We start from the raw sequence: 25,589 nt of genomic DNA, 5'->3' as shown, positions 1-25,589 counted from the left end.
TAAATATCATATTAGCAAACAATATTAATGGATACAATTACTTATTTTAAAGAACGTTTTGAACAGCTTCAGGCGAATCCTGTAGATACTCATATTAAAGCTATGAGAGATGAAGCTTTCTCTGAATTTGAACAAACAGGCATTCCAACTGTAAAGCACGAGGAATGGAAATATACCCGCATCAATGATTTCTTTGGAAAAGATTATCATTTTACGACAGACCTTAAAGAACAATCTTTTACGGCTGCCGACCTGGAAAAATTACAATTGCCCGGTCATGAAGAAGCCAACCTGATCGTTTTTATCAATGGCCATTTTCATCCGGAGCTGTCGCATACCAGGTCTGAAGAATTGGAGATCACCTCTCTGCAGGCAGCAACGACTCATACCCAATACGGCTCAATTGTAAAAGAGCATCTGGGACACAGTGCTGCTTACCATAAAGATGGCATTAATGCGTTGAATACCGCTTTTATACAAGAAGGTGTGTTTGTACATGTATTCAGAAGCAAAGCTGCCAGTCACCCTATTTACCTGTATAATATTACAGATGCCCGAAGCGGGAATATTTTCGCTCAACCCAGAAGCCTGGTGCATGTTGCAGAAAATGCGCAGGTGCAAATTGTAGAAACATTTGTAACCCTCGGAGCAGATGAAAGCTTTACCAACCAGGTAATAGAATTGGTGGTGGAAAAAGATGCGATCCTGGATTTGTATAAAATTCAGAATGACGAGCCCAATTCGAAGGTAGTAAGCACTACCCATGTACACCAGGTAGGTAAAAGTGTAGCCAACGTGGTTACCGTTTCATTAAATGGAGGCCTGATCCGTAATAACCTGAATATGGTCATGTCTGCAGAGTATTGCGAGGCGAACATGTTTGGATTGTACCTGGGAGACCAGCAAACACATATTGACAACCACACGGTGGTAGATAACCGCCAGCCTAATTGCCTCAGCAACGAATTGTACAAGGGCGTGTTGAATGGTGATTCAACAGGTGTTTTCAACGGCAAGATATTTGTACGTCAGATTGCTCAGAAAACCAATGCTTACCAAAGCAATCGGAATATATTATTATCCGACAATGCCAGCGTTAACACGAAGCCTCAACTGGAAATTTTTGCCGATGATGTAAAATGTTCGCATGGCTGTACTGTAGGAAGCCTGGATGAAGATGCACTTTTTTACATGCGTTCACGCGGCATTGAAGAAAAAACTGCCACTTCACTCCTGCTTCATGGTTTTGCATTGGATGTGATAGAAAAAATCAGGCACGAAAATGTGAGAACATTCGTGGATGAGCTGGTTGTGAAGAAACTGGATTTATAAATTTAATCGTCGCAATCCGGCCTGGTATCATAACATTTCCGGGTTGTTGGGGTGACATTAAAAAACATCGGTCGTTATGGAAACAGCAACTATAAATGCTATACATACTTATGATGTAGCAGCTATCCGGAAAGACTTCCCCATTCTTAACCGGGAAGTAAAAGGACACCCCCTGGTGTACTTCGACAATGCGGCTACTTCGCAAAAACCTCAATCGGTTATTGACGCGCTGGTACATTATTACAGTTTTAATAATGCCAATGTGCACAGGGGCATTCATTCTTTAGCAGAAGAGGCCACTGCCGACTTCGAAGCAACAAGAGATGCAGTTAAGGATTTCATTAACGCTGCTTCCCGTGAAGAGATCATTTATACCCGTGGTACTACAGAAGGGATTAACCTGGTAGCTTATACCTGGGCGAGGCAAAACCTGAAGCAGGGAGATGAGGTGATCATATCAGGAATGGAGCACCATTCCAATATTGTTCCCTGGCAGATTATATGCGAACAAAACAACGCCAAACTAAAAGTAATTCCCGTTAACGACAAGGGGGAGTTACTAATGGATGAGTACAGCGCGTTATTAAACGATCGTACCAAACTGGTTGCAGTCAATCATGTATCCAACGCAATGGGAACCGTAAATCCTGTTAAAGAGATCATTCAGCTGGCACATGATAAAGGCGCGGTGGTATTAATAGATGGGGCCCAAAGCGCCATGCACCTGGATATTGACGTGCAGGACCTCGACTGTGATTTCTTTGCGTTCTCTTCCCATAAGTTACTCGGTCCCACAGGTATGGGCATATTATATGGCAAGAAAGATTTATTGAATGCTATGCCGGTATTTGCAGGTGGTGGTGAAATGATCAAAGAAGTAACATTTGAAAAAACCACTTACAATGAACTGCCTTACAAGTTTGAAGCCGGCACACCCAATATTGCTGATGCGATTGCCTTAAAACCGGCAATTGACTATATTAATAAGGTTGGCAAGGATAATATCCGCAAGCACGAAGACCTGCTGTTGAATCATGCCACGGAAAGGCTGAGAGCGATCGATGGCCTGCAGATCATCGGCAACAACGACCACAAGGTAAGTGTACTTTCATTTGTGATCAGTGGTGTGCATCCACAGGATGTAGGCATACTATTAGACAATAAAGGTATTGCCGTCAGAACGGGTCATCACTGCGCCGAACCTTTGATGAACCGGTTCTGTGTTCCGGGCACGATCAGGGCTTCTTTTGCCTTGTATAACACTATCGAAGAGGTAGATAAATTAGCAGAAGGATTAATTAAAGCAGTTAAGATTTTAAGGTAAGCAGAAAGAATGGCAAATACAATAGAACAAACAGAAGCTGAAATAGTGGAAGACTTTTCGCTTTTCGATAGCTGGGACGATAAATACGAGTACATTATTGATCTTGGTAAAAAACTGGCGCCCCTGCCTGACGAGCATAAAATAGATGAAAATAAAGTTAAAGGATGCCAGTCTACCGTATGGCTCATTGCAGGTTATCGCGATGGCAAGGTATATTACCAGGCCGAAAGCGATGCGGTTATTGTGAAAGGCCTCATCAGCATGCTTATTCGCGTATTGAGCGGGCATACACCCGATGAGATCTTAAGTGCCGATATGGACTTTATTAATAAGATTGGCATGACCAGTCACCTCGCCCAAACCCGTTCTAACGGGCTGTTGGCAATGGTAAGACAAATGAAGAACTATGCTTTAGCGTTTAAAAGTTTAAAGTTTGATGCATAGTATTCCGCATTGGGCCTCTGATCTTAAACATTAAACCTTGAACAAAAATGAACGAAGAAGAAATAAAAGAAAAGGTAGTAGAGGTCATTAAAACCATCTTCGACCCCGAATTGCCGGTGAATATTTTAGAGCTGGGGCTTATTTATAAAATAGAGGTGAATGAGGGTGGGAATGTTTTTGTTTTGATGACACTTACAGCACCCGGTTGCCCCGCTGCCCAATCATTGCCGTTGGAAGTGGATGAAAAGGTAAGGGCAGTTGAAGGCGTAAGTGATGTATTGGTTACTGTAACCTGGGATCCGCCATGGAATAAATCAATGATGAGCGAGGTAGCGCAATTAGAACTTGGCTTTATGTAAATACTCGATATGAAAATTACTGCACAGGAAGAATATGGTTTAAGAATATTGATTCGTATTGGGTCTTGCAAAGATCGTGATGGTATGAGCATACCCCAGTTAAGCGAAACAGAGCAGTTAAGCCAGCATTATATAGCAAAATTAACCCGGCTACTCCGTATGTCTAACTTCATCCGCAGTACACCAGGTAATAAAGGAGGCTACGTATTAGCCAAACCTGCTGATAAAATAGTTATTAAACAGGTTCTGGAGGCTTTGGGAACCCCACTCGATAAGGAGTTTACCGACGAAAATGGCGCTGTAATGCGCTTCTGTACCAGTTCGGTAGATTGTTCGTCCAGGTCGCTTTGGCAAATGATACAAATGACGGTAAATAATCTCCTCGAACGCATCACATTGTCCGATCTGGTAAATGAAAACGAGGCATCAAAAACTATTTTTGACGCCCTGGTGCCGGAATTCCTGGAAAAAAGATAATATTTTTATATTTATGATATTTAAACTGTTAAATATCAATTAAAAAATATTTTAAAAAGTTTACAATTTTTGGGTTACCTCTTTGTCTTTTGGGTATTAATCTTCAAATTATAATTTTAAAACAAAAAAGACAATCATGAAAAAATTATTCGCAATTGCTTTGATCGCTGTATCTTTCGCAGCTTGTAACAGTGCTGAAACTAAAACTGAAGATGCTGCTGAAGCTACTGCAGATTCTTTAAACACACAGGTTGAAGCTATCGCTGATTCAGCTAAATCTTCTATCGATTCAGCTGCTGCCACTGTAGATTCAGCTGCTGCTGCTACTGTAGATTCAGTTAAAGCTGCTCACTAATTGAAGCAATTACCATTTAGCTATAAAGAGGCCGGTTGATTTTTTCAACCGGCTTTTTTGTGCATTAATCCACCAGGGGAAGCTGGATATGGAAAGTGGTGCCTTTGTTGACGTCTGTTTCAAAAGTTATTTCGCCACCAGCTTGCTCAACAATAGTTTTACACATAGCCAAACCCAGACCGGTACCTGAAGTTTTAGTAGTGAAATTGGGGGTAAATATCTTATCCAGCATCTCATCTTTTATACCTACTCCATTGTCGCTCACACTTACATAAACCCTGCTTCCCTCTACCCTTTCCTTCACCGTCATTTTGCAGATCACATCTTCACGGGCAGCTTCTATGGCATTTCCAAACAGGTTGGTAAATACCCTGTTCATATGCGTTTTATCGGCAAACACGTTAATGGTCTGAGAAAGGGGCTGCCAAAGCAGGTCCACCTCCGGGTTCTTGCTGTAAATGACAATTAAGGGTTGTATAACTTCATGCAAGTCGAAAATCTCAGTTTTAACCTGGTTAATATTGGCGAACTGCGAAAAATCAGCTGCAATCTTTGAGAGGTGATCAATCTGTTCTACCAGGGTTTTAGATACATTAAAAGTAAGCTGCTGTACATTGGGACTGTCATTATCGATAGCCCGCTGCAGGTACTGCAAACTTAGCTTCATGGGAGTTAAAGGATTCTTTATCTCGTGCGCTACCTGCCGGGCCATTTCCCGCCAGGCTTCCTGTCTTTCCGATTTAGCCAGGGCATCGGCGCTTACCTGCAGCTTGGTCACCATCTTATTATATTCTGTTACCAGGCTGCCGATTTCATCATTCTTTTCCCAAATGATCATTTCGTTATGCTTGGACAGGTTTACCTGCATCAGCTTGTCCTTTATGAGCGCAAAAGAATGGGTGATGCGGTTGGTAATGAGTAAAGCTACCAATCCTGTAATCAAAAAAATGAACGCGTTAAGATTGATTAACGTAATTAAAAACCTAGATATTTCTTCATTCAACACCTGCTCGGAAATAAAGTACGGTATACTAAGATAAGCATAGAAAGATCCGTCTTTATTTCTTAAAGGAGCATACATATTGGTGTACTTACGATCGAGTATTTTCTCTTTTTGTGTATGCTCTATATGACGTAATTTTTGTAAATAATAAAAGGCACGCGGGTCTATCTTCGAACTAAGGACCCCGTTATCGTACAAATCAGGATGACTGGTAGCCAGCAGGTTTCCCCTGAAGTTATAAAGATTGACATCTACGCCGTGTATATCAGCAACACGCTTCATAATCTCTTCCAGCCTTTGAGAATTCAAAGAGTCTGCCTGCTCATACACCAAAGATCCGATCTCAGTATGCGACTGCATCTCATTCAGCATAATACTCATGGTTCTACCCAGGTGTTCTGAATTGGAATCATCAAAGCGCTTGGTAAAAAATGATATAGTAGCTACCCCAATCACCAAAAAGGATAAAAGGGTAATTAATATAAATGTATTATGTATTTGCCCGCGAATGCTGGTAGAGAAACGGATTTGCTTTTTGAGCCGCCCCTTATTCAAAGCAAAATTGAGCAGATTGGATACCAGCTGTATTAATGCTACCAGGAAGAGAAAGGCACAAAAGATATACGAAAACAGCGTAATTGTTTCGAGAACACGCTCATTTTTGCGTGTCATTACAATAATTTTATCATAACCTGCACGATACCATAATTCACTGTAACCATTATTTTCTCTTAGTTCGAAGGTCGACTTCGGAATTTGAGATGTAACTAAGGTTGACGTAAAAGGATACTTCTTAGAGGAAGTAACCAATAAGTTCTTAGAGTACACAGCGTAATTATATACAGGAGAATTGAAAGACGACGAATCTCTGGATTGCCTGAAAAGTTCGGGGCGAATGGATTCTGGTGAATACTTATTGGGTTTAGATATGATCCACACCGTTCCAACCAGGCCACCGTCATCGTTAACTATACGCCGGTGCGTTATATAGGCGAATTTTTCATACGATGGTTCATAAATATAAAGGTCCGGAGAACTGGTTGGAGTCGATTGTCTTTGTATTATATTTTGAAGAGATTCATAAGAGAGATTCCCTGTATTGAACATAGGCCTATTTAAACTGTCAAAAAGGTAAAAGCTCGGCGTATAATCCCTGATATATCTCGAATAATTATTAGAAAGAATACTATCCCTTAAATACTCATTTTGCTGCTCGTCATAAAACCTATTGTAGTTTTCTTCGAAAAAATCATTATCCAGGTAAACATTAGCCATTACGATCAAACGTTCTGTGGCCGAATCGCTCTTCACATTTAGCTTTTCGATATAAACCCGCCGCTGTTTCAGCTCCGCATTATCAATCTCCGACAACATCAGAAAAGATATACTCACAGAAAAAATAAATATCCAGACTATAGTACCCGAAATATTGAACCGGATCAGTTTATTTAAAGGCCGCTCATTGTTAAAGAGAAACGTATAGATCAACAGCCATAATAAACAAATCAGGTACAGGGAGCCGGAACCGGAAGCGCCAACGGCGATATAAGAAAGTCCCCCTATCGCTATAATAAGATAAATCAGGTAGGTTCTGCTTTTAAATGCAGGAAAGAGATAATAAAAAAGTATGCGGGAAAAATAATGAAAGCCAAATGAAAGAAAAGCCAGGATGATAAATCCGATTGCAGTGTAAATAGATAGCCCGAAAAAATTAGTAACATCAAAAGAAACTTTTGAGTTAGAGATAATGCTCCGGATCACATTTACTATAACAAAAGTGAGCAGTAGTAACAAAACTATATAAACAACACCCTGCAACCATTTAATACGGCGCCCCTCCTTACCAGCGGCAGGTGTCGTACCATCGGGCTTTATCCTGTTCCATATAAAAATGCCAAACCAGCAAAAAAGAGCACTGTTAAGGAATAGATCTCCCAGGCTGGGCAATATTACGTTAGCATTATATAACTGCTGGCCAAAAAGTTCGAGGCTATCCAGTTTAAATAAGTCGCGGCATAAATACAATGATAGCCTGAAAATAAGCAAACAAAAAAGGAACAAGGGTATATCAGCAAACTTATATTGCCTTACCACGTTTTTAAAAAGTAGGAAATAAAGCGCCAGAAACGCGAAAAAAAAGCTCACCAGCCTAATTACTACCAGTATTGGTCCGTCCGGATTAGACGTGGCTGCAGGTTTCTTTTCGAGATAAATAGAGGTTTGGCCAGACAACGACTTTATCGCAAAGGGTGTAGGTGTTTCACTAACACCGGCTATTGAAGTAAGTCCGGGGCTTAAGGGGAATGTTTCTTTTGCATAGTCAGTTGAATTTAAATAGTAGGTGGATTGAACCAGGATAGCGGAATAAATAGCCACATCTTTTAAGTTTGCTGCACCAAACTTCTTGATCAGGTAATAGCCGTTGGCCAGTTTTTCGAGCTTCTCATCTTTTACCTGGTATAAAACACTATCCGGTATAATAATGGTAGCCGTATTCCAGAAATGCAGGTAACGCTGATTACCCTGCCCTCCCTTATAAAGATATAAACCATAAGGTTTATTATATAGCAGATCCATATCGGCCTGCGTTTCTTTATTTTCACTTAGCCTCCGTACAAGAGAAGTATCCTTCAGTAGTGTAGCTGCATCGTCTTCCTGTTTGTGAATCCCCCTTTGAAGTTCTCTTTCCTTATACTCTAAAGAAGTTTCATTTAACGAGGGAGATTTAAAAACAAAAGAGCCTGCAAATAAAACCAGGGAGGCTATCAGTATCAGGTAGCTCCAGAAGTTCTTATTTCTATAGACTTTATTCATTGTCCGGTTTTGCGTTTTTAACGCTGTTCCAAATGGCATCCATCTCCGCCAATGTCATGCTATTGAGGCTTTGCCCGCTGCCGGCAGCTATGGCTTCCATCTGGGTAAACCTGCTTTTAAATTTTTTATTCGTATGCTCTAAAGCAGCATCCGCGTCAATATTCAAAAACCGGGCGTAGTTGATTATCGAAAACAAAAGATCACCCAGTTCTTCCTCCTGTCGTAATTGCGACTCTTTCCCATTTACCGCGTCTTGCAATTCTCCCATCTCTTCTTCAACCTTTTCCCATACCTCCTCTTTTTTTTCCCATTCAAATCCAACCTGTTTTGCTTTTTCCTGTAAACGCATGGCTTTGATGATACTGGGTAAAGAGGTAGGCACACCACTTAAAACCGAAGTTTTGCCCTCTTTCAATTTAATACGTTCCCAGTTGCGCTTTACATCCTCTTCACTCTTCACTTCCAACAAGCCCTCTGTTTGCTCTTCTGATGGATAAATATGCGGATGTCTTTTGATCAGCTTATCGCTGATCGCATTGACAACATCGTCTATAGTAAAATGCTTTTGTTCTGCAGCAATTTTCGAATAAAATACAATATGTAATAACAGGTCGCCAAGTTCCTCCTTTATGTTAGTCCAATCTTCATCCAGAATAGCATCTGTTAACTCGTAAGTCTCCTCGAGTGTCATTTGCCGCAACGACTGGATGGTTTGCTTCTTATCCCACGGACACTTTTCACGAAGGGTTTCCATTATGGTGACCAATCGCTCAAATGTATTTTGAATCATTAGCGTTATGTGTTTTATGAAAAGTAAATATTGATATGCAAGGTCTCACAAGCGACCACTGCTGAAACATTTTGGGAACCATCAACCTCAACATTACAAATATTGTGCTGAAATTTAGATTCTGATAAATCAATTGATTCAAAATCAATAAACTATTAAAATCAATTCTTTCCCGAAAAGAAATTATGAAAGAAAAGCAACTGATATTTAACAGCATTCTCCCAGTAAGGACAGGTATGACCACCCGGACGGGTTATGTAATCGTGAGGGATATTTCTATAGGAAAGTTGCCTGTGTAATTCCTGGTTGACTTCATAAAAGAAATCTTCAGTTCCGCAGTCAACAATAATGCTTAAAGTTTTAGGCTGAATCAAATGCAGCATATTAATAACTGTATTTTTTTCCCAGAGATCCGGCGCTTCGGCATATTTACCCAATCGCTTCGCCATATCCCAATTGTTGGGAAATGGCCTGATGTCCACTCCTCCGCTCATGCTGCCGGTGGCACCAAACACATCAGGATGTTTTATGGCCAAATATAAAGCTCCGTGGCCTCCCATGCTCAAACCGGCTATGGCCCTTCCTTTGGGGTTTTTAATAGTTGAATACTGAGCATCTACCCAGGCTACCAGCTCCTGTGAAACATAGGTTTCATATTTAAAGGAAGGATCTACCGGGCTATCCCAGTACCAGCTACCAAAGCCTCCGTCGGCACAAACGATGATCTGGTCCAATCGGTCGGCCGATTCCCGTACTGCAGCAGCTTTAGGCCAATTGGCGTAACTGCCGCTATATCCATGTAGCAGATATACTACCGGGTATTGTTTCGATTTATTATAACTATCCGGTGTAATCACCACGGCCTTAATATCTTTCTTCATTGCTGTGCTCCGGGTCAGCACGGTATCAACCTTAGACGCCGATACGATATTACAGAAAAGGGTTAATGCCAATAACCAAACAGCTGATTTGTAGTTCACCATTGATAAAAGTTTGAACACGAATTTAGGGCATTACACCGAAAATGGAAATGCATCTTGTTGATACAGCTTACATTAAATAGTCTTCAGGCTATGTTTCTTTCTTAAAGGCTCATGATATCTGCGGCTAGAGTTCTCGCTTCAGCATCGCTGTTCAGGTAGTCATCGAGTGAGGGCTTTTCTATAAAGGGCACTTTGGCCATTACGGCTTCAATGATATCAGTCATTTCCAGGAAGCCGATTTTATTTTTCAGGAAAGCGTAAACAGCAATTTCATTAGCGGCATTCATAACGCAGGGTAAATTGCCACCTTTTTCGAGGGCTTCAATAGATAAGGCCAGGTTTCTGAATGTACGGAGATCCGGTTCTTCAAAAGTAAATGTGTTGAATTTCCTGAAGCTGAATCTGGGGTATTCATTAGGTATACGATGCGGGAAGGCCAACGCATACTGTATCGGCAAACGCATGTCAGCTTCTCCTAGCTGCGCCTTCAGGCTGCCGTCTTCGAATTGCACCATGCTATGTATGGCACTTTGCGGATGCACCAATACCTCTATCTGCCCGGGTTGTAAATTAAAAAGCCATTTTGCCTCGATCATTTCCAGCCCTTTATTCATTAAAGTAGCTGAGTCCACTGATATTTTGGCCCCCATTTGCCAGTTGGGGTGTTGCAGAGCGTGCTCCCTTTTTACATTCACCAAAAAGTTGGTCTTCCGTCCCAGGAACGGGCCGCCTGAAGCGGTCAGGTAAATCTTCTCAATTTTATTGCGGGTTTCACCCACCAGGCATTGAAATATAGCAGAATGTTCAGAGTCCACAGGGATAATAGGTACCTGGTTTTGTACAGCCATATCCATTACAATATCTCCTGCAACAACCAACGTTTCTTTATTAGCCAGGGCAATAGCTTTCTTGCTTTGAATAGCTTTCAGTGTGGGTTTCAGTCCGGCAAAGCCCACTATAGCTGCCAGCATCATATCATAGCAATCCATGGCGGCTACTTCTTCCAATGCCTTTTCGCCTGCAAATACCTTTACATCTGTATTGGATAAAGCCTGCTTTACTTTTTCGTAATAAGTATCATCTCCAATCACTACAATATTAGGATCGTGTACAATTGCCTGCTCTATCAATTCTTCGTAATTGCTGTTGGCAGTCAGAATTTCTACAGAGAACTTATCCGGGTTATGCTTAATAACCTCAAGTGCCTGTTTGCCAACAGAGCCGGTTGAACCAAAAATGCCTATTCTTTTAACCATAACTTCTCCGCGTAAATTGAGATGATATTTTTTATTTCGATTGTATCATATAATGATTACGATACTGCGAAAACCAACACAAAGTTGCTCTTTGATTTTCAACAGACCTAATAAAACATCCACTAATTCTTTTCGGTCCAGGGTGCCAGACTATTGGCAATATTTCTATCGTTACTTAAACGTGGCACTTTATTCTGACCTCCCAGTTTTCCTATAGACTTCATGTAATCGATAAACCCGTTTTTTCTTACCGGGGTAATCTTTAATGTTTGCAAAATATTTCCGGCGATAAGATCGTCATAATAAACATTCTTCTCCCGCAGGTTAACATCCACTTTTTCAGAGAACTCCTGCATATTCTCAGGGAAGGTATCAAACTCTATAAACCACTCATGATAGCTTTTGCCCTCTCCTTCATTTACATAAGGAGCCACAGTAAATTCTGTAATATGGATATTTTCTTCGCGCGCCGCCTTCATCAAACTATGTTCCACCTCCTCTCCGATCACATGTTCGCCAAACGCCGAAATGAAATGCCTGGTTCGGCCTGTAACCACCAGCCTGTACGGGTCGGTTGATACAAATTTCACCATATCACCTATATCATATCCCCATAAGCCGGCATTGCTGTTGATGATCAATGCATAGTTAACACCTGGTTGTACATCCTCTAACGATATCCGTTGGGGGTTTTCTTTTGATATTTCGTCTTCAGGTATAAACTCGAAAAATATACCGCTATTGGTATTCAATAACAAGCCGGGCTCTGTTTGTGTATCCTGGAAAGCAAAGAAACCTTCCGACGCGGGAAATGTTTCTATACCGTCTATTTTACGGCCAATGCTTTGTAAAAGCTTTGCTTTATAAGGCTCAAAATTCACGCCTCCATATACCATAACCGAAAAATCAGGAAACACTTCCCCAACCGGCTTGCCCGTACGTTTAATGATCTCATCAAAGTACATCTGCACCCATGGTGGGATACCGCTGATTAATGTCATATTTTGACCCAGCGTTTCATCCACCACTTTATTCAGCTTGGTTTCCCAATCCTCAAGACAATTGGTTTCGTAATCCGGCAACTGGTTTTTACGCAAATACCGGGGTACATGGTGATTGACAATGCCACTAAGCCTTCCGGTAGGAATGCCTCCTACTCTCTCCAGTTCCGGTGATCCGCTTAGAAAGATCATCTTCCCGTCAGCAAAATGGTGATTCCCTGTTTCTGCCATATAACACAGGAGCGCATTACGTGCCGAGTTAATATGATTACCAATTGAATCTTTGGTGATAGGTATATATTTGGTACCGCTGGTAGTACCCGATGTTTTAGCAAAGTAAATAGGCACCCCTTTCCACAAAACGTTGTGCTTTCCTTCTTTAATCATATTGACATATGAAGCGAATGCTTCATAGTCTCTTACCGGAACAGCCTGCCGAAATTCTTCATACCCAGAAACCTCCTCCAGCTTGTGATCTCTTCCGAATTGGGTAGATTTGCCGACTTTAATAAGGTTTTTAAATATTGCCTGTTGATCAGCGACGGCCGTCAGCATTCCCTTCTTTATATTTTTATGAACAATAGAAGCAAACGGTTTTGCTAAAAATGATTTGATTTTCATTAACTTACGAAACTTTAATGGGAGTATCAGGCAATCAAATGTAAGCAAAAATAACAGGAGAAATCTAGTTACAGAAAATGATTTACATAAAGTTTGGTTTTCTTATTGATTATTCGGAAATAATAACTACCTTTGCCGCCTAATTTTTAAAAGATGATAGCAGTAATTAAGGTAGCAGGCCAACAATACAAAGTTGAAAAGGATCAGACATTATTTGTTCCTCACCTCGAAGGTAAAGCAGGTGACTCTATTAACCTAGATGTACTATTTGTACACGCTGATGGAAAATTGTCTGTGGGCGCCGATAATAAAGCAAAAGTTAGCGCCGAAATCGTTGATCATATCAAAGGCGATACTGTTATTGCTTACAAAACCAAAAGAAGAAAAGGTTTTCATAAAAAGAAAGGTCACCGTACCGCTTATACTAAAATTAAAGTAACTGGCATAGCTTAATTACCAGTTTGCATTTGTTTTAAGAACTTCTATCAATATCAACTTTAAATAATTCAATATGGCACATAAGAAAGGCGAAGGCAGTGTAAAAAATGGTCGCGATTCGGAAAGCAAAAGATTAGGTGTTAAAATATTTGGCGGACAGCCGGCTATTGCAGGTAACGTCATTGTTCGGCAGCGTGGTACTGTTTATCATCCCGGCACTAACGTAGGTGTAGGTAAAGATTTTACTTTATTTGCATTAACTGACGGTGTAGTAGAATTCAAAAAAGGGAGGAAAGACAGAACTTTCGTTTCTGTTTCTGAAGCAGCTCAAGCTTAGGAATATATTTTTTCTGGATACTATTGAATCCCGCAAACAGCGGGATTTTTTTTATGCATATAATCCATTTGTGAATAACTATTCCTTACGCCTTAATAAATTGTGGAAAAAAAATTTGCCGGTATTCTAATTTTGTATAATTTTACCGTCGATAACCCATTTACTAATCAATTAAATTCAAAATCAAATGGCAAAAGCAGCAGCTAAAAAAGCAGCTCCTAAAAAAGCGGCAGCTCCTAAGAAAGCAGCAGCAAAAAAAGCGGCTCCTAAAAAAGCAGCAGCCCCTAAAAAAGTAGCGGCTCCTAAAAAAGCAGCTCCTAAGAAAGCGGCTCCTAAAAAAGCAGCAGCTCCTAAGAAAGCGGCTCCTAAAAAAGCAGCTCCTAAGAAAGCAGCTCCTAAAAAAGCAGCAGCTCCTAAGAAAGCAGCTCCTAAAAAAGCAGCAGCTAAGAAAAAATAAGCGCTGATTTTTAAAAAATTATAAACCTCCCTTTCCGGGAGGTTTTTTTTATCTACCCATAAACTCATATTCCGTTTTGTTTGCTATTTTGCATGAATGAACAATGCAGACATAGCCGAACATTTTTCCCTGCTTTCAAAGCTGATGGATATCAATGGTGAAAACTCGTTTAAATCCAAAACTTATTCCATCGCCGCTTTCCATATCGAAAAACTGGAGTATCCGCTTAAGGAAACGGATAGAAACGCTATTGCTGCAATAAAAGGTTTAGGACCGTCAGTAGCGGCAAAAATTATCGAGCTACTGGATACCGGCTCTATGAATGCCTTACAGGAAATTATCGAAAACACGCCTGCGGGTGTTAGAGAAATGCTGCACATTAAAGGACTGGGGCCGAAGAAAATTCATACTGTATGGCAGGAAATGAACATACAGTCGATTGGTGAACTGGAATATGCCTGCATTGAAAATCGCTTGACAAGATATAAAGGTTTTGGCGCCAAAACACAGGCTAACGTTCTTGAAGCTATTCAGTTCTATAATCAAAATATCGGGCACTTCCTGTATGCCCAGGTTGCTACAATATACCCAACTATACAAAACTACCTGAACGGTTTGTTCGGACCCGATAAAGTAGCTCCTGCAGGCGACTTCAGGCGCCAGATGCTTATCATCAAAGAACTCGAATTTATAATTGCTGCAACGCCCGATGCAATAAAACCCAAATTTCAAACGGCCTACCCGCCTGAGTTACTGGAAGAAACCGAAACTTTCATTTTGTATAAGTTAACTAACGGCCTTAAACTGCGGCTTTATTTTGGAACGGATCATTTCTACAAAAAACAATTTCTTTATAGTTCCGGCGAATCCTTCATAAATGCCTTTATGGAGCATTTTGGAAAAGACCGATTTAATAATGCCGTATTTTCGGGGGAGAAAGATATCTTTGAAAAAGCCGGAGCGGATTTCGTCCCTCCCTGCTATAGAGAAACCAGCGAAGCCGTTCACCAGGCTATCAGCAAGACACTACCTCAGGTTTTAGAGGTTAGCGATATAAAAGGTATTATTCATAATCATAGCACCTGGTCTGACGGCGTGAATACCATAGAAGAGCTCGCCACAGACCTTATTAAAAACGGCTTTGAATATTTTGTTATTTCCGATCACTCCAAAACGGCAGCGTATGCCAATGGCCTGTCGGAAGAGAAAATACTGCAACAACATCAGCAGGTTGACGAACTTAATAAAAAGCTAGCCCCTTTTAAGATATTTAAAAGTATAGAAAGTGATATTTTAAATGACGGCAACCTGGATTACAGCGACGAAGTATTAGCAAGCTTCGACCTGGTTATCGCCTCTGTTCACAGTAATCTGTACATGAAGGAAGATAAGGGGATGCAACGTCTTATTAAAGCTATAGAAAATCCATATACCACTATACTCGGACACCCTACAGGACGTTTGTTATTAAGCCGGAACGGTTACCCCATCAACCATCAGAAGATCATAGATGCATGTGCCGCTAATAAAGTAGCCATCGAAATAAACGCCAATCCGCATAGGCTTGACCTCGACTGGCAATGGATCAGCTATGCTATGGAAAAGGGTGTTCCCCTGTCTGTTAACCCTGATGCACATTCTATAGCCGGGCTTTATGACATCAGGTACGGAGTACTGGCAGCCCAAAAGGGTGGCCTGACGAGGGATTTCAACCTTAGTAGTTTCACTTTGCCAGAGTTTGAGCAATACCTGGCAGATACAAGAGCAGCCAAAAGATAATGTCAATTTCCGAAGGATAGTTTATAGCAGGTTGTGATTCTTGGTACACAAGTTATGGTTCACCGTTTTGAGTACGGTTGCTATGCACGTAGACCGCATACCTAATAGCGTAGCGCTTAAACAAAAAACCAATACCTAATTTGAGCGTCGCTTGTTTATGCGAACTGACGCCTTAACCTAATTTTCTAGGTTTGTGCTGTCAATCCCTGCATTCAAAAACTTTAAAACGCAATCATGAAAGATCAATTATGCCTGTACCCCATCCTATGCCTGACCATTGCACTGTTATTCATTTCATGTAAAAAAGGAGATACCGGCGCGGCTGGTCCGGTTGGCCCCCAGGGGCCCACAGGTCAACAGGGCGTAGCAGGCCCGGCGGGTAAAGATGGCAGTGTTGTGTATGCCGGTGCAACACCCCCCTCCAGTACTACCGGCAATGTTGGCGACTATTATCTCAATACATCTAACGGAAATTTTTATGGCCCTAAAACAAACAATGGCTGGGGCAATTCGTTTAGCCTGGTTGGGCCCACCGGTGCTACAGGGGCTACCGGAAGCCAGGGACAACAAGGTGTAGCGGGCACTGCCGGGAGTAAAATATTAAGCGGCACTGCAGATCCTACGCCGGCAGATGGAGTCGCGGGTGACTTTTACCTGAACAAAGCGACTTACCTACTCTATGGCCCTAAAACAGCCGGGGGCTGGGGCCTGGGCCTGGAACTAAGAGGCAAAGACGGCACACAAGGTGTAAGAAGCTTCATTACACAACCTTTTTCATCATTCACAGGGCCTGTCTTTTATGAACTGCCGGGGATCAGCGAGGAACAACTGAATAACGGCTACGTTGCCGCCATGTGGAGAAGAGAGCAGCTGCTGGTAAACCCCGGATTTTACCGGCTCTATCCATTACCTTATTCCTTTACTATTGCCAGAGCCGGTGGTGGCACCACTATTGCAACCCTTTATCATTTCATCGTACGGGGAGGACAAATAGGTGTAACATTTGTAAGCGATAACCCGACTGACTATGAACTGGAGCCGACGGTAGACTTTAAATATAACTTCCGTTTTGTATTTATTGAGAGTGGCAAGGTTCAGCAACTATCAGCCAAAAATCCAGGCGTTAATTTTAAAGATCCCGAACAGGTAGGCAGGTTGCTCCATTTAAAATAACGGGCTGTCACCACCTGGTATAAGTAAAAGAAAACCGTCTCTTATTCATGAGGCGGTTTTCTTCAGGTCCTCATCTCCGATCACTCATAAAAAGCGAATTACAAAGGCAGAACACCGGCGCTTACTGAGTTTCATCGCATATTTTAGTGATGGGGTTTATACTAAAATCATGTTTTTAGGGGAATAAAAGCGGTACTCTGTGGAATAGTTTTACAACGTAAACCAATCAATATAGCCCCACTCAATAAAGCTATATAGAAAGGGTAACTTAAAAATTAAAACTCTAAAAACCCAACACATGAAACACGTGCACCCCGTTTTACTTTTCGCGCTGATGATCTTTTTATGCCATTGCACCAAACAGGACAAGCCAGTATCCAATCCTTTTAAAGACAACAACCTGGCCGCAGACAGCAGGTCGAGAACTTCAAAAATTGCTGCGACAGCTGAAAATGACTCGATCCCTACAAGCTCTCCCATACCTCAAAAATTCTTTGATGAAGTGGCCGAGCTCACAAAGCCACTACAGGAAAAACTAAATGCAACGTTTAGAGAGCTAAACGCTGGGCTCTATGAATCCTATCAAAAAGACCTGCAAACCGCCAGCCTGATAAATACTGATATTGAAAAAGAGAAATACATTGCTTTACTGAAGGACAAGTACTATTCGTTTTTGCAGGAGGGCTGGACTAAAGCAGGCATAGACAACGTGGCCTATCAAAAGAAAATAACCAGCTTATTACCCTTTAACCTCCGCGAACTGATCAGGTTTGATGGCGACTTCCTGAATTTCTATTTTGATATCTTACGCCCGCCAGGGTCAACCACATGGATTCCGCGTATGAAAGATATTGACCGCTGGGAATTTGACGATGATGATGCCCCTGCCCCGCCTAAGCCCCCGGTTCCTGCATGCCAGTTGGTGGAAGGGAAAATATACTACCCCAACCTTATTGCCGAGAGCAGGTACGTAGAAAAGTTTCTGAGCGCCGATGCTGACGGATACACCGTATACTCCAATGGTATCGCAGCGAGGGCCAACACATGGCCGGTTCTGGGACGGGGTCTGGGTCGCATTACATTGGTGAGCAACCTGCTGCCGGCTAATAATGGGTGTAACAAAATGAAAGTCCGTAAGACCATCAAGTGGCAGGCTTCACTGTATGCCTTTACCTTCTATGGTCATCTTACCGTCTCGACTGCCGAATATAACACAGGATTTACTTCGGGTAATATTACAGCCGTTGCACCGCTGTTATGGTTTCATGAACGCAATGCCAGCCGCACCATAGTTGAGGATTATATTATCAACAAGGGCGATTACCGCACGCAATTCGGAGCTAATGTCAAAGCTACTGTAACATCGGAAGGTGTATTTTCTCATGGAGCCAGCCAAACATCACTTACCATACCATCATGGAGCCTGACTGATCTATGCTGTAAGTAATGAAGAAAAAGTTTGTAAAGCGAAGAAGCCGCTCTGACATCAGGGCGGCTTCATTCTTAATATTGTTATCCCAACCGGCGAACGGCTATTACCACTTATCTACTTCTTCATGTGTAGTAGATGTATTTCCGGTTTCGGTTGTTTTAGGTTCTACATTTTCTACCACCTTTTCGTCGTTGGTAGGCTCTTCTACCGGCGCAGGTGCCTCAACAGGAGCGGAAGCTGCAACGGGCGCAACATAAGCATGATGCTGGCCTCCCTCTTCATCGTAATCATCATGATTGAACGCATCGAAATCAAAATCAGGCATCAAATCAGTTTTTACATAGTCAACCGCTTCATTCAAAGCCTTTAAAAACTTATTGAAATCTTCTTTATAAAGAAAAACCTTATGCCTGTCATAACCATTATCGTCAAACCTTTTTCGACTTTCAGTAATTGTCAAATAATAATCGTTTCCTTTGGTTGCCCGCACATCAAAGAAATAAGTTCTTCTTTTTCCGGCACGAAGCCTTTTGCTATAAATAGCTTCCAGTTTTTTTTCGTTGTTTCCGTTCTCCACTTTCGTATTATTTACTTTATAGAAGTTTACTAGCTAACAAATATAACTATGTTTTTGAAAAAACAATAAAATACTTGTTAAATAGAAGAAATTAATCTATATAGGCAATTTCACTATAAAATACAAGATATTAAAATAAATAATATACTGGACCATACAAAAAATATAGCGCCCTCAAAATGTGTTTTTAGCAATTCAGTATGACCATTCAATGTATCTTTGCGTGATTCTTAAGAATAGATTTTATTATACCATAATGTTTTATACTTTAGCTATTAACTGGTCTGGTGTTGCTGTACAGGTTGCTCAACTTATTCTGGCCCTTTCAATCCTTGTTTTGTTACACGAATTTGGCCATTATATTACTGCGAGATGGTTTGGTTGCCGTGTTGAAAAATTCTATTTATTTTTTGATCCCTGGTTTTCCCTGTTTAAGAAGAAAGTAGGCGACACCGAGTATGGTGTTGGATGGTTGCCCCTGGGTGGCTATGTTAAGATTAGCGGAATGATTGATGAGAGCATGGACAAAGAGCAAATGAAACAACCACCAAAGTCTTATGAGTTCAGAAGTAAGCCTGCCTGGCAACGTTTGATCATTATGCTGGCCGGTATTATTATGAATGTGCTGGTTGCTTTTATTATTTACGCCATGATCTTATTTGTTTGGGGCGAGCAAAAGACTCCCATGAGCTCTTTAAGGGATGGAGTAGCCGTTACCGATAGCCTGATGAGTGACATAGGGTTACGTTCAGGTGATAAAATACTGGCGGTTAATGGTCAGCCCGTGCCTTATTTTGAAGACCTGGCTGCAAAAATCCTGATCGGCAGTGAGACAATCGATGTAGAACGCAACGGCCAAAAAATGACAGTGAATGTGCCGGTAAACTTAATTGGTAAGCTGGTGGAAAGCAGGCGAAAGAAAGCATATATGTTTACTGAGCGCGTACCCGCTTATGTAGGAGAATACGACAAGAAGTTCAAAATGGATACTTTGGGTGGTTATAAGGCCGGCTTGCAAAAAATGGACCTGATCACGGCTATTGACTCCACACCGGTGAAGTTTTACGATGAAATGTCCGCTATTCTTAAAAACAAAAAAAATCAAACCGTTGCCCTTTCTGTAACACGTAAAGGTCAACCTGTTGCACTAACTGCAAAGGTTGATGCTGACGGTAGAATCGGTATTCCTTTTTTAACAGATAAAGAATACGAAGCCCTGGGCGCTTATAAAATAGAAAAACGGGAATATGGCTTCCTGGCAGCATTTCCGGCAGGTGTCAATAAGTCAATTGAAAAGCTGAAAGCCTATATAGATCAGTTTGCTTTGATCCTGAATCCTAAAACAGAAGCCTACAAAGGCGTAGGAGGTTTTAAGGCAATGGGTTCTGTATTTCCGACTTTCTGGAGCTGGGAAGCATTCTGGAACATTACAGCCTTCCTTTCTATTGTATTGGCATTTATGAACCTACTCCCGATCCCGGCATTGGATGGTGGTCATGTAATGTTTACGTTGTATGAAATGGTAAGTGGCCGTAAGCCTAATGAGAAGTTTTTGGAATATGCGCAAATGGTGGGCATGATCCTGTTATTAGGTTTAATGTTGTACGCCAACGGTAACGATTGGTTCGGATGGGGACGGTAAGAAAAGATTGCAGTTGGATGTTGACAGGTGACTGTTCGTACAAATTCGGAAAAATAAGATAAAAGCTGTATCTTTGTATGCTGGTTTAAGCATAATAGTGAAATAGAGAGTCTTAAATCTTAGTTGAAATGGGGGGCGCTTGGTTTTGACAGCGTAGGTCTTTGAAAGTGTAAGCATGTCGGGCGTTGTGTAATTAGCCCGTTAATCTGAATACTCAAACTTCAAATGGCAATACACAGTATGCCATGGCTGCCTAATCAGTGATTAGATAGTCATTAGGGCCGCTTGAGCAGGTTGGTCTGTTACCAAGCTCCGCCGCCGACTTAAAAACAAAAACAGAATGCTGCTGCGCAAGGCTGTGAGCGTAGCAAAAGACCCCCGAAACTTCGGGGCAGCTAAGTTTTGAATTGGTTGGTTCTTTCCCGGTTCATTGCCGACAAATAATAAAGAAATAAGCATGTAGAAAGCTTTTGGAGGATATGTTTGGACACCGGTTCGATCCCGGTCGCCTCCACTTAAAAAAACGACGTGTATTTAAAAGTACACGTCGTTTTTTTGTTTTATTATGTTTCCTAATGTTTGGTTTCTTTGTAAACGAACTCTTCTATCAGATCAAATAACGTGCTTCCTCCCCTTTCTACTTTTTCTGCCTCAAACTTATCAGTAAGTTCTATCGCCAGCTGATACAGATCTTCAGTAGCGCTCCTGTCGAGCATTTGCGAAAAGTTTTTACTCTCTTTTTCTTCCTGCAGATCCCGTAAATAACAAAGCGCCTCAACTACTTCAAAATGAGTTTTTTGCCAGGAGTCGAAGCCGCGCGAAAAATGATGTTCAGACATTGCAATACGTTTTATTAATAAATCGGTTTAACCTATCTAAAATAGCACTTTTAAACGACTATTTTACTGATTTGATCAGGCGACGAATAACCTTTTAACAAGATGCCAACACAGCGGGCATAACGACAGATATAATTGGTAGCAGTGGCACTTAGTAACAACAATCATATGGAATCATGCTTTAAATTCCTGCACTGGCTTCTGAGCAGGAGTTCATGCATAATGAAACGAAACAGCTATAAAATAGCAGCCCGGAAGATCATCCGCGAATGTTGCTGATAAAATTCTGCCACACATTAATCTCACCTTTTAAAGAAACGAAAAGGACCGTAAAGACTATACCGAATATGGCTCCCCACAAATGGGCCCCGTGATTGATATTCCCTTTACCTTGCTTGTCGAGATAAGCCGAAATCGCCAGGTAAAGTAAGCCAAATATCCAACCCGGTATAGGAACGGGGATAAAAATAAATCCGATACCCATAGTTGGATACAAAACAATGCAGGAGAATATGACAGCCGATACTGCTCCGGAAGCTCCGAGACTTCTAAAATAATAATTATCCTTATGTTTGAAATAATCCGGCACACTGGATATAATTAGCCCGCCGAAATACAACATGGCATAATAAAAGGGAGCTTCCGTTCCAAATATCTCCGGTGACGCAAATAAACCTTGTTCTAAAGTAATACCAAAAGAATAAAAAGCCAGCATGTTAAATGCAAGATGCATAAAATCAGCATGAATAAACCCACAGGTAATAAACCTGTAATATTGCCGCCTTTTCGAAATAGCTGGTCCGTAGAAAACCAGGCTCTCAATTACTTTAGGGCTATTAAAACCTAAAAGCGAAACGATAACAGTGATGGCTGCAATAACCAGCGTAATGGAAAATGTAAATGTCATCCTATAAAAATAAAGTTTTAAATGAAAAAATAACACTGCAATTGAAGCAGATAGCCTACTGATGACCGGTATGTCCCTGTTGCCGTGCATAAAGCCTGGCATAAAAACCATCAGGAATCTGCATTAACTGTTCATGGGTACCCTCTTCAACAATGTGGCCTTCCTCCAGTACAATAATCCGGTCAAAATTGAGTAAAGAGAAAACACGATGGGTAATAATGATAGCCGTTTTATCAGCCAGGTATTCGTTTAACCGGCCCATGATCTCTTTTTCTGTTTTGGCATCTACGGCGCTTAGGCAATCGTCAAAAATAATTAATCCCGGATCTTTGATCAGCGCCCTGGCTATCGATATCCTTTGTTTTTGTCCGCCGCTTAAAGTAACACCGCGTTCGCCGATCAGGGTATCATATCCATTCGCAAAACCTTCTATCTCCTTATCCACACCCGCAATGCGGGCAGCTTCTACCACGGCTTCTTTTTTTGCATTAGGAATACCAAAACGAATATTATTCTCTACCGTATCACTAAATAAAAAAACATCCTGGGGTACATAACTGATCTGCTGGCGCAGCGATGACAATTGCAGATTTGCCAGCGGTGTTTTGTCAAGCTCAATATTACCCGCCTCCACATTATACATCCGTAACAAGAGCTGGGCTATAGTTGATTTACCACTGCCCGTTCTGCCGGTAATAGCAATTTTCTCTCCTTTCTTTATATGAAGATTGAAATTCCTGAGCGCCGTAATTCCCGTATCAGGGTAGGTAAATGTTACATTGTTAAAATCTACTATGCCCTCAATCACTGCATCTTTTGCTGATGTGCTGTCTTTCACTTCGGGTTCAATGTCCAGGAACTCATTCAAACGTTTTTGAGATGCTGCGGCACGTTGCACCATACTCGCGGTTAAACCAATGGCACTTACCGGGAAGGTGAGCATATTTACATAAACTATAAACTCAACTATAGTTCCCAGGCTGATGTTGTGCTCATGATTGATATAATAAAGCCCCCCGATCATAATAGTACACAAGGTACTAATACCAATCAGCAGGTTGATAGCGGGGAAATAAATAGCTTCTGTTTTGGCCAGACTTACTGCATTCTTTCTATACCGCTCGGTATTTACCTGGAAAAAATCAAGCATAGAACGCTCCTGTACAAATGATTTAATAACACGGATTCCAGAATATGACTCCTGGGCATTGGTAGTAAGATCCGACAAGGCTTCCTGTATGCGTTCGCTTTTTTTGTGAATGGTACTATTGACAAAATAAATAATAATAGCCAGTACAGGCAATGGAATTAATACGTAAAAAGTAAGCTCTTTACTGCTTTGGAGCATAAAAAAAACACTCAATGCTATTACGGAAACCAGGTTTACAATGTACATGATCGCAGGGCCCGTGAAGATGCGCACCCGGCTTACATCTTCGGCGATACGGTTCATCAAATCACCAATTGCATGACGTTTAAAGAACAAGTTATCGAGGCTTTGATATTTGGCATACACTTCATTCTTTTGATCGTACTCTATATGACGGCTCATTACAATGATGGTCTGCCGCATCAAAAACATAAAAAAGCTTCTTAGCAAGGCAAGCAGCAAAATAATGAGACTGGCTATAATAACTACCCGCCCTACATTGCTTTGCACACCAATCCAACCAATTACCTTTTTAACCAGGAAATCATATCCGTCATCTGTTCCCGTCACCCGGCTATGGGTTAGCGACAGTGCATTGTCGACATAATTGATAATAAACCTCATGAGCTGTGGCGATAAAACGTTAAAGTAGTTAGACAACACTACAAACAAAATCCCCGCTCCTAATCTTACCCTGTACTTCCAAAAATATTTTCCCAGAGCTCTTAAATGCCTCATAAATGCAAGGTAGGGTTTTAGCAGTTAAACTCCTCATTTATCAATCTTTACTACCCATATTAACTTATAAAAACTTTTTGTCATTTAATTATTATCACTAAAACTTATTCACTATCTTGTCAACTATATTTTGTTTTAATGGTACCCGATTTAAGAGCACAGTATAACAGCAATTTTACGACGGAAAAGTATGAGGCTTTCCTCAAAGAACTGAACAGTAAACATGGCACAATACAGTTCAGGTCTGCCGAAACACCTGTTTTTGTCCCCAGGGATTTTACAAACCAACTGCTTAGCGCCTGCGAAAGCATTGTGGATGTAATTTTGAAGCCCGATTTTAAAGCGCTTACACAAAATGCAATTCCCCGCGAATTACAGGTATTGAATGAAGATGATTACCCTTCCTGCATTACTTTCGATTTTGGGGTTTGTATCAATGATCAGCAGAAGCTGGAACCTCAACTCATAGAAATGCAGGCATTTCCTACCCTTTTTGCCTTTGAGGTGTTGTTGGATGATGTTTTCTATAAACATTTTAGCGCTCCGTCCCATTACTCCAGCTACCTGAACGGCCTGGATAGAGATTCGTATCTGAAACTATTAAAAGATCTTTTACTGAACGGACATGAACCCGAGCATGTTGTGCTGCTCGAAATATTTCCCCACCAGCAAAAAACCAATATCGATTTTTATTGCACCCAAGAATATACCGGCATTATACCGCTTTGTGTTACGGAACTGATCCAAAAAGGAAAGCAACTTTTTTATTTGAAAGAAGGCAAAGAAACACGCATCAAAAGAATTTACAACCGGGTGATTTTCGATGAATTGCTGCAACAGGAAGATTGGGTGCAGGAAAAAGCTAAAGTACTGTTCGAAGACCTGGAAGTAGAATGGATGCCTCACCCCAACTGGTTTTATCGGATTAGCAAATATACCCTGCCATTGATACAGCATCCCAATATTCCATCTACACAATACCTTGACCAGGTAGAACATATACCGGAAGACCTGCAGAATTATGTTTTAAAACCGCTTTTTTCCTTCGCAGGGCAGGGAGTTGTCATTGATATAACCCCGGATGATATCCAAAATATAGAAGATCCTCAAAACTGGATTCTACAAAAAAAAGTTACTTATGCATCCGTAATACAAACTCCTGACGAGCCGGCGAAAGCAGAGATCCGGGTATTTTACTTTTGGCCAAAAAACGCGGCGCGCCCCGTTCCTGCCAACAATCTCGTTCGCCTAAGCAAGGGTAAAATGATCGGGGTACGCTATAATAAAGATAAAACATGGACCGGCGGAACCTTTGGGCTTTTTGAACGATAGTTTACCAGTAACAATATAAACCTTTACCA

At 41.3% G+C, this 25,589-nt stretch carries 23 protein-coding genes and 1 other RNA gene; 15 read left to right on the top strand and 9 right to left on the bottom strand.

What is annotated here, in order from left to right:
* Positions 1-27 precede the first annotated feature (27 nt).
* The 6 genes from sufD to U0035_RS22540 all read left to right on the top strand — a co-directional run bounded on the left by sufD (position 28) and on the right by U0035_RS22540 (position 4,291).
* On the top strand, positions 28-1,332 hold the full coding sequence (gene sufD / locus U0035_RS22565; protein WP_114791216.1) for a Fe-S cluster assembly protein SufD: 1,305 nt from the start codon (positions 28-30) through the stop codon (positions 1,330-1,332).
* A gap of 76 nt (positions 1,333-1,408) precedes the next feature.
* Positions 1,409-2,656 (top strand): cysteine desulfurase, encoded by a 1,248-nt coding sequence (locus U0035_RS22560; protein ID WP_114791215.1) that lies wholly within the window; start codon positions 1,409-1,411, stop codon positions 2,654-2,656.
* Between the two features lie 9 nt (positions 2,657-2,665).
* Positions 2,666-3,100, top strand: coding sequence for a SufE family protein (locus U0035_RS22555; RefSeq protein WP_114791214.1), 435 nt, complete (start codon positions 2,666-2,668; stop codon positions 3,098-3,100).
* A gap of 47 nt (positions 3,101-3,147) precedes the next feature.
* The gene (locus U0035_RS22550) at positions 3,148-3,459 is read left to right on the top strand and encodes an iron-sulfur cluster assembly protein (protein WP_114791213.1); all 312 of its coding nucleotides are present in this window, start codon (positions 3,148-3,150) and stop codon (positions 3,457-3,459) included.
* 9 nt (positions 3,460-3,468) lie between these two features.
* Complete coding sequence (locus U0035_RS22545; RefSeq protein ID WP_114791212.1) at positions 3,469-3,936, top strand: RrF2 family transcriptional regulator; 468 nt, start codon at positions 3,469-3,471, stop codon at positions 3,934-3,936.
* 136 nt (positions 3,937-4,072) lie between these two features.
* On the top strand, positions 4,073-4,291 hold the full coding sequence (locus U0035_RS22540) for a hypothetical protein (RefSeq protein WP_114791211.1): 219 nt from the start codon (positions 4,073-4,075) through the stop codon (positions 4,289-4,291).
* Between the two features lie 64 nt (positions 4,292-4,355).
* Here U0035_RS22540 and U0035_RS22535 read toward each other — a convergent pair whose 3' ends face one another.
* The 5 genes from U0035_RS22535 to U0035_RS22515 all read right to left on the bottom strand — a co-directional run bounded on the left by U0035_RS22535 (position 4,356) and on the right by U0035_RS22515 (position 12,759).
* A complete protein-coding gene (locus U0035_RS22535) occupies positions 4,356-8,108 on the bottom strand; it encodes a sensor histidine kinase (RefSeq protein WP_162817880.1) in 3,753 nt (1,250 codons plus the stop codon).
* On the bottom strand, positions 8,101-8,898 hold the full coding sequence (gene mazG / locus U0035_RS22530) for a nucleoside triphosphate pyrophosphohydrolase (protein ID WP_114791209.1): 798 nt from the start codon (positions 8,896-8,898) through the stop codon (positions 8,101-8,103). The genes U0035_RS22535 and mazG overlap by 8 nt, the downstream gene beginning before the upstream one ends.
* 161 nt (positions 8,899-9,059) lie before the next feature.
* Positions 9,060-9,881, bottom strand: a complete 822-nt coding sequence (locus U0035_RS22525) for an alpha/beta hydrolase (RefSeq protein ID WP_114791208.1) — start codon at positions 9,879-9,881, stop codon at positions 9,060-9,062.
* A gap of 101 nt (positions 9,882-9,982) precedes the next feature.
* A complete protein-coding gene (locus U0035_RS22520) occupies positions 9,983-11,137 on the bottom strand; it encodes a 1-deoxy-D-xylulose-5-phosphate reductoisomerase (RefSeq protein ID WP_114791207.1) in 1,155 nt (384 codons plus the stop codon).
* 122 nt (positions 11,138-11,259) lie between these two features.
* On the bottom strand, positions 11,260-12,759 hold the full coding sequence (locus U0035_RS22515; protein WP_114791206.1) for a GH3 family acyl-acid amido synthetase: 1,500 nt from the start codon (positions 12,757-12,759) through the stop codon (positions 11,260-11,262).
* 153 nt (positions 12,760-12,912) lie between these two features.
* Here U0035_RS22515 and rplU point away from each other — a divergent pair, with 153 nt between their 5' ends.
* From rplU to U0035_RS22485, 6 genes are all read left to right on the top strand, one after another.
* Complete coding sequence (gene rplU / locus U0035_RS22510) at positions 12,913-13,212, top strand: 50S ribosomal protein L21 (protein WP_114791205.1); 300 nt, start codon at positions 12,913-12,915, stop codon at positions 13,210-13,212.
* Positions 13,213-13,270: 58 nt separating this feature from the next.
* Entirely contained in the window at positions 13,271-13,534 is a 264-nt protein-coding gene (rpmA, locus tag U0035_RS22505) for a 50S ribosomal protein L27 (protein WP_114791204.1), read from the top strand.
* A gap of 187 nt (positions 13,535-13,721) precedes the next feature.
* On the top strand, positions 13,722-13,991 hold the full coding sequence (locus U0035_RS22500) for a hypothetical protein (RefSeq protein ID WP_114791203.1): 270 nt from the start codon (positions 13,722-13,724) through the stop codon (positions 13,989-13,991).
* 96 nt (positions 13,992-14,087) lie between these two features.
* Positions 14,088-15,770 (top strand): DNA polymerase/3'-5' exonuclease PolX, encoded by a 1,683-nt coding sequence (locus tag U0035_RS22495; protein ID WP_114791202.1) that lies wholly within the window; start codon positions 14,088-14,090, stop codon positions 15,768-15,770.
* A gap of 234 nt (positions 15,771-16,004) precedes the next feature.
* Positions 16,005-16,943 (top strand): collagen-like domain-containing protein, encoded by a 939-nt coding sequence (locus U0035_RS22490; protein ID WP_114791201.1) that lies wholly within the window; start codon positions 16,005-16,007, stop codon positions 16,941-16,943.
* A 298-nt stretch (positions 16,944-17,241) separates the two neighbouring features.
* Positions 17,242-18,390: a hypothetical protein gene (locus tag U0035_RS22485; RefSeq protein WP_114791200.1), complete on the top strand. Its 1,149-nt coding sequence runs from the start codon at positions 17,242-17,244 to the stop codon at positions 18,388-18,390.
* Between the two features lie 88 nt (positions 18,391-18,478).
* On the opposite strand, the gene U0035_RS22480 is transcribed toward U0035_RS22485, so the two are convergent.
* Positions 18,479-18,952, bottom strand: coding sequence for a DUF3276 family protein (locus tag U0035_RS22480; RefSeq protein WP_114791199.1), 474 nt, complete (start codon positions 18,950-18,952; stop codon positions 18,479-18,481).
* Positions 18,953-19,208: 256 nt separating this feature from the next.
* Here U0035_RS22480 and rseP point away from each other — a divergent pair, with 256 nt between their 5' ends.
* Positions 19,209-20,594, top strand: a complete 1,386-nt coding sequence (gene rseP / locus U0035_RS22475; RefSeq protein ID WP_114791457.1) for an RIP metalloprotease RseP — start codon at positions 19,209-19,211, stop codon at positions 20,592-20,594.
* A gap of 131 nt (positions 20,595-20,725) precedes the next feature.
* Positions 20,726-21,111, top strand: a transfer-messenger RNA (tmRNA) gene (gene ssrA, locus U0035_RS22470).
* Positions 21,112-21,166: 55 nt separating this feature from the next.
* Here ssrA and U0035_RS22465 read toward each other — a convergent pair.
* The 3 genes from U0035_RS22465 to U0035_RS22455 form a co-directional block, all read right to left on the bottom strand.
* Positions 21,167-21,433: a hypothetical protein gene (locus U0035_RS22465; RefSeq protein WP_114791198.1), complete on the bottom strand. Its 267-nt coding sequence runs from the start codon at positions 21,431-21,433 to the stop codon at positions 21,167-21,169.
* 259 nt (positions 21,434-21,692) lie between these two features.
* Complete coding sequence (locus U0035_RS22460; RefSeq protein WP_114791197.1) at positions 21,693-22,340, bottom strand: rhomboid family intramembrane serine protease; 648 nt, start codon at positions 22,338-22,340, stop codon at positions 21,693-21,695.
* A 55-nt stretch (positions 22,341-22,395) separates the two neighbouring features.
* Positions 22,396-24,228 (bottom strand): ABC transporter ATP-binding protein, encoded by a 1,833-nt coding sequence (locus tag U0035_RS22455; RefSeq protein WP_114791196.1) that lies wholly within the window; start codon positions 24,226-24,228, stop codon positions 22,396-22,398.
* 138 nt (positions 24,229-24,366) lie between these two features.
* Between U0035_RS22455 and U0035_RS22450 the strand changes: the two genes are divergently transcribed.
* Positions 24,367-25,560, top strand: coding sequence for a hypothetical protein (locus tag U0035_RS22450; RefSeq protein WP_114791195.1), 1,194 nt, complete (start codon positions 24,367-24,369; stop codon positions 25,558-25,560).
* The last annotated feature ends 29 nt before the right edge of the window (positions 25,561-25,589 follow it).

It is taken from the genome of Niabella yanshanensis, from assembly GCF_034424215.1.
In the GTDB taxonomy this organism is placed as follows: Bacteria; Bacteroidota; Bacteroidia; order Chitinophagales; family Chitinophagaceae; genus Niabella; species Niabella yanshanensis.
Note: the sequence above shows the minus strand (reverse complement) of the source record. Positions and strands in the feature narration are given on the sequence as shown.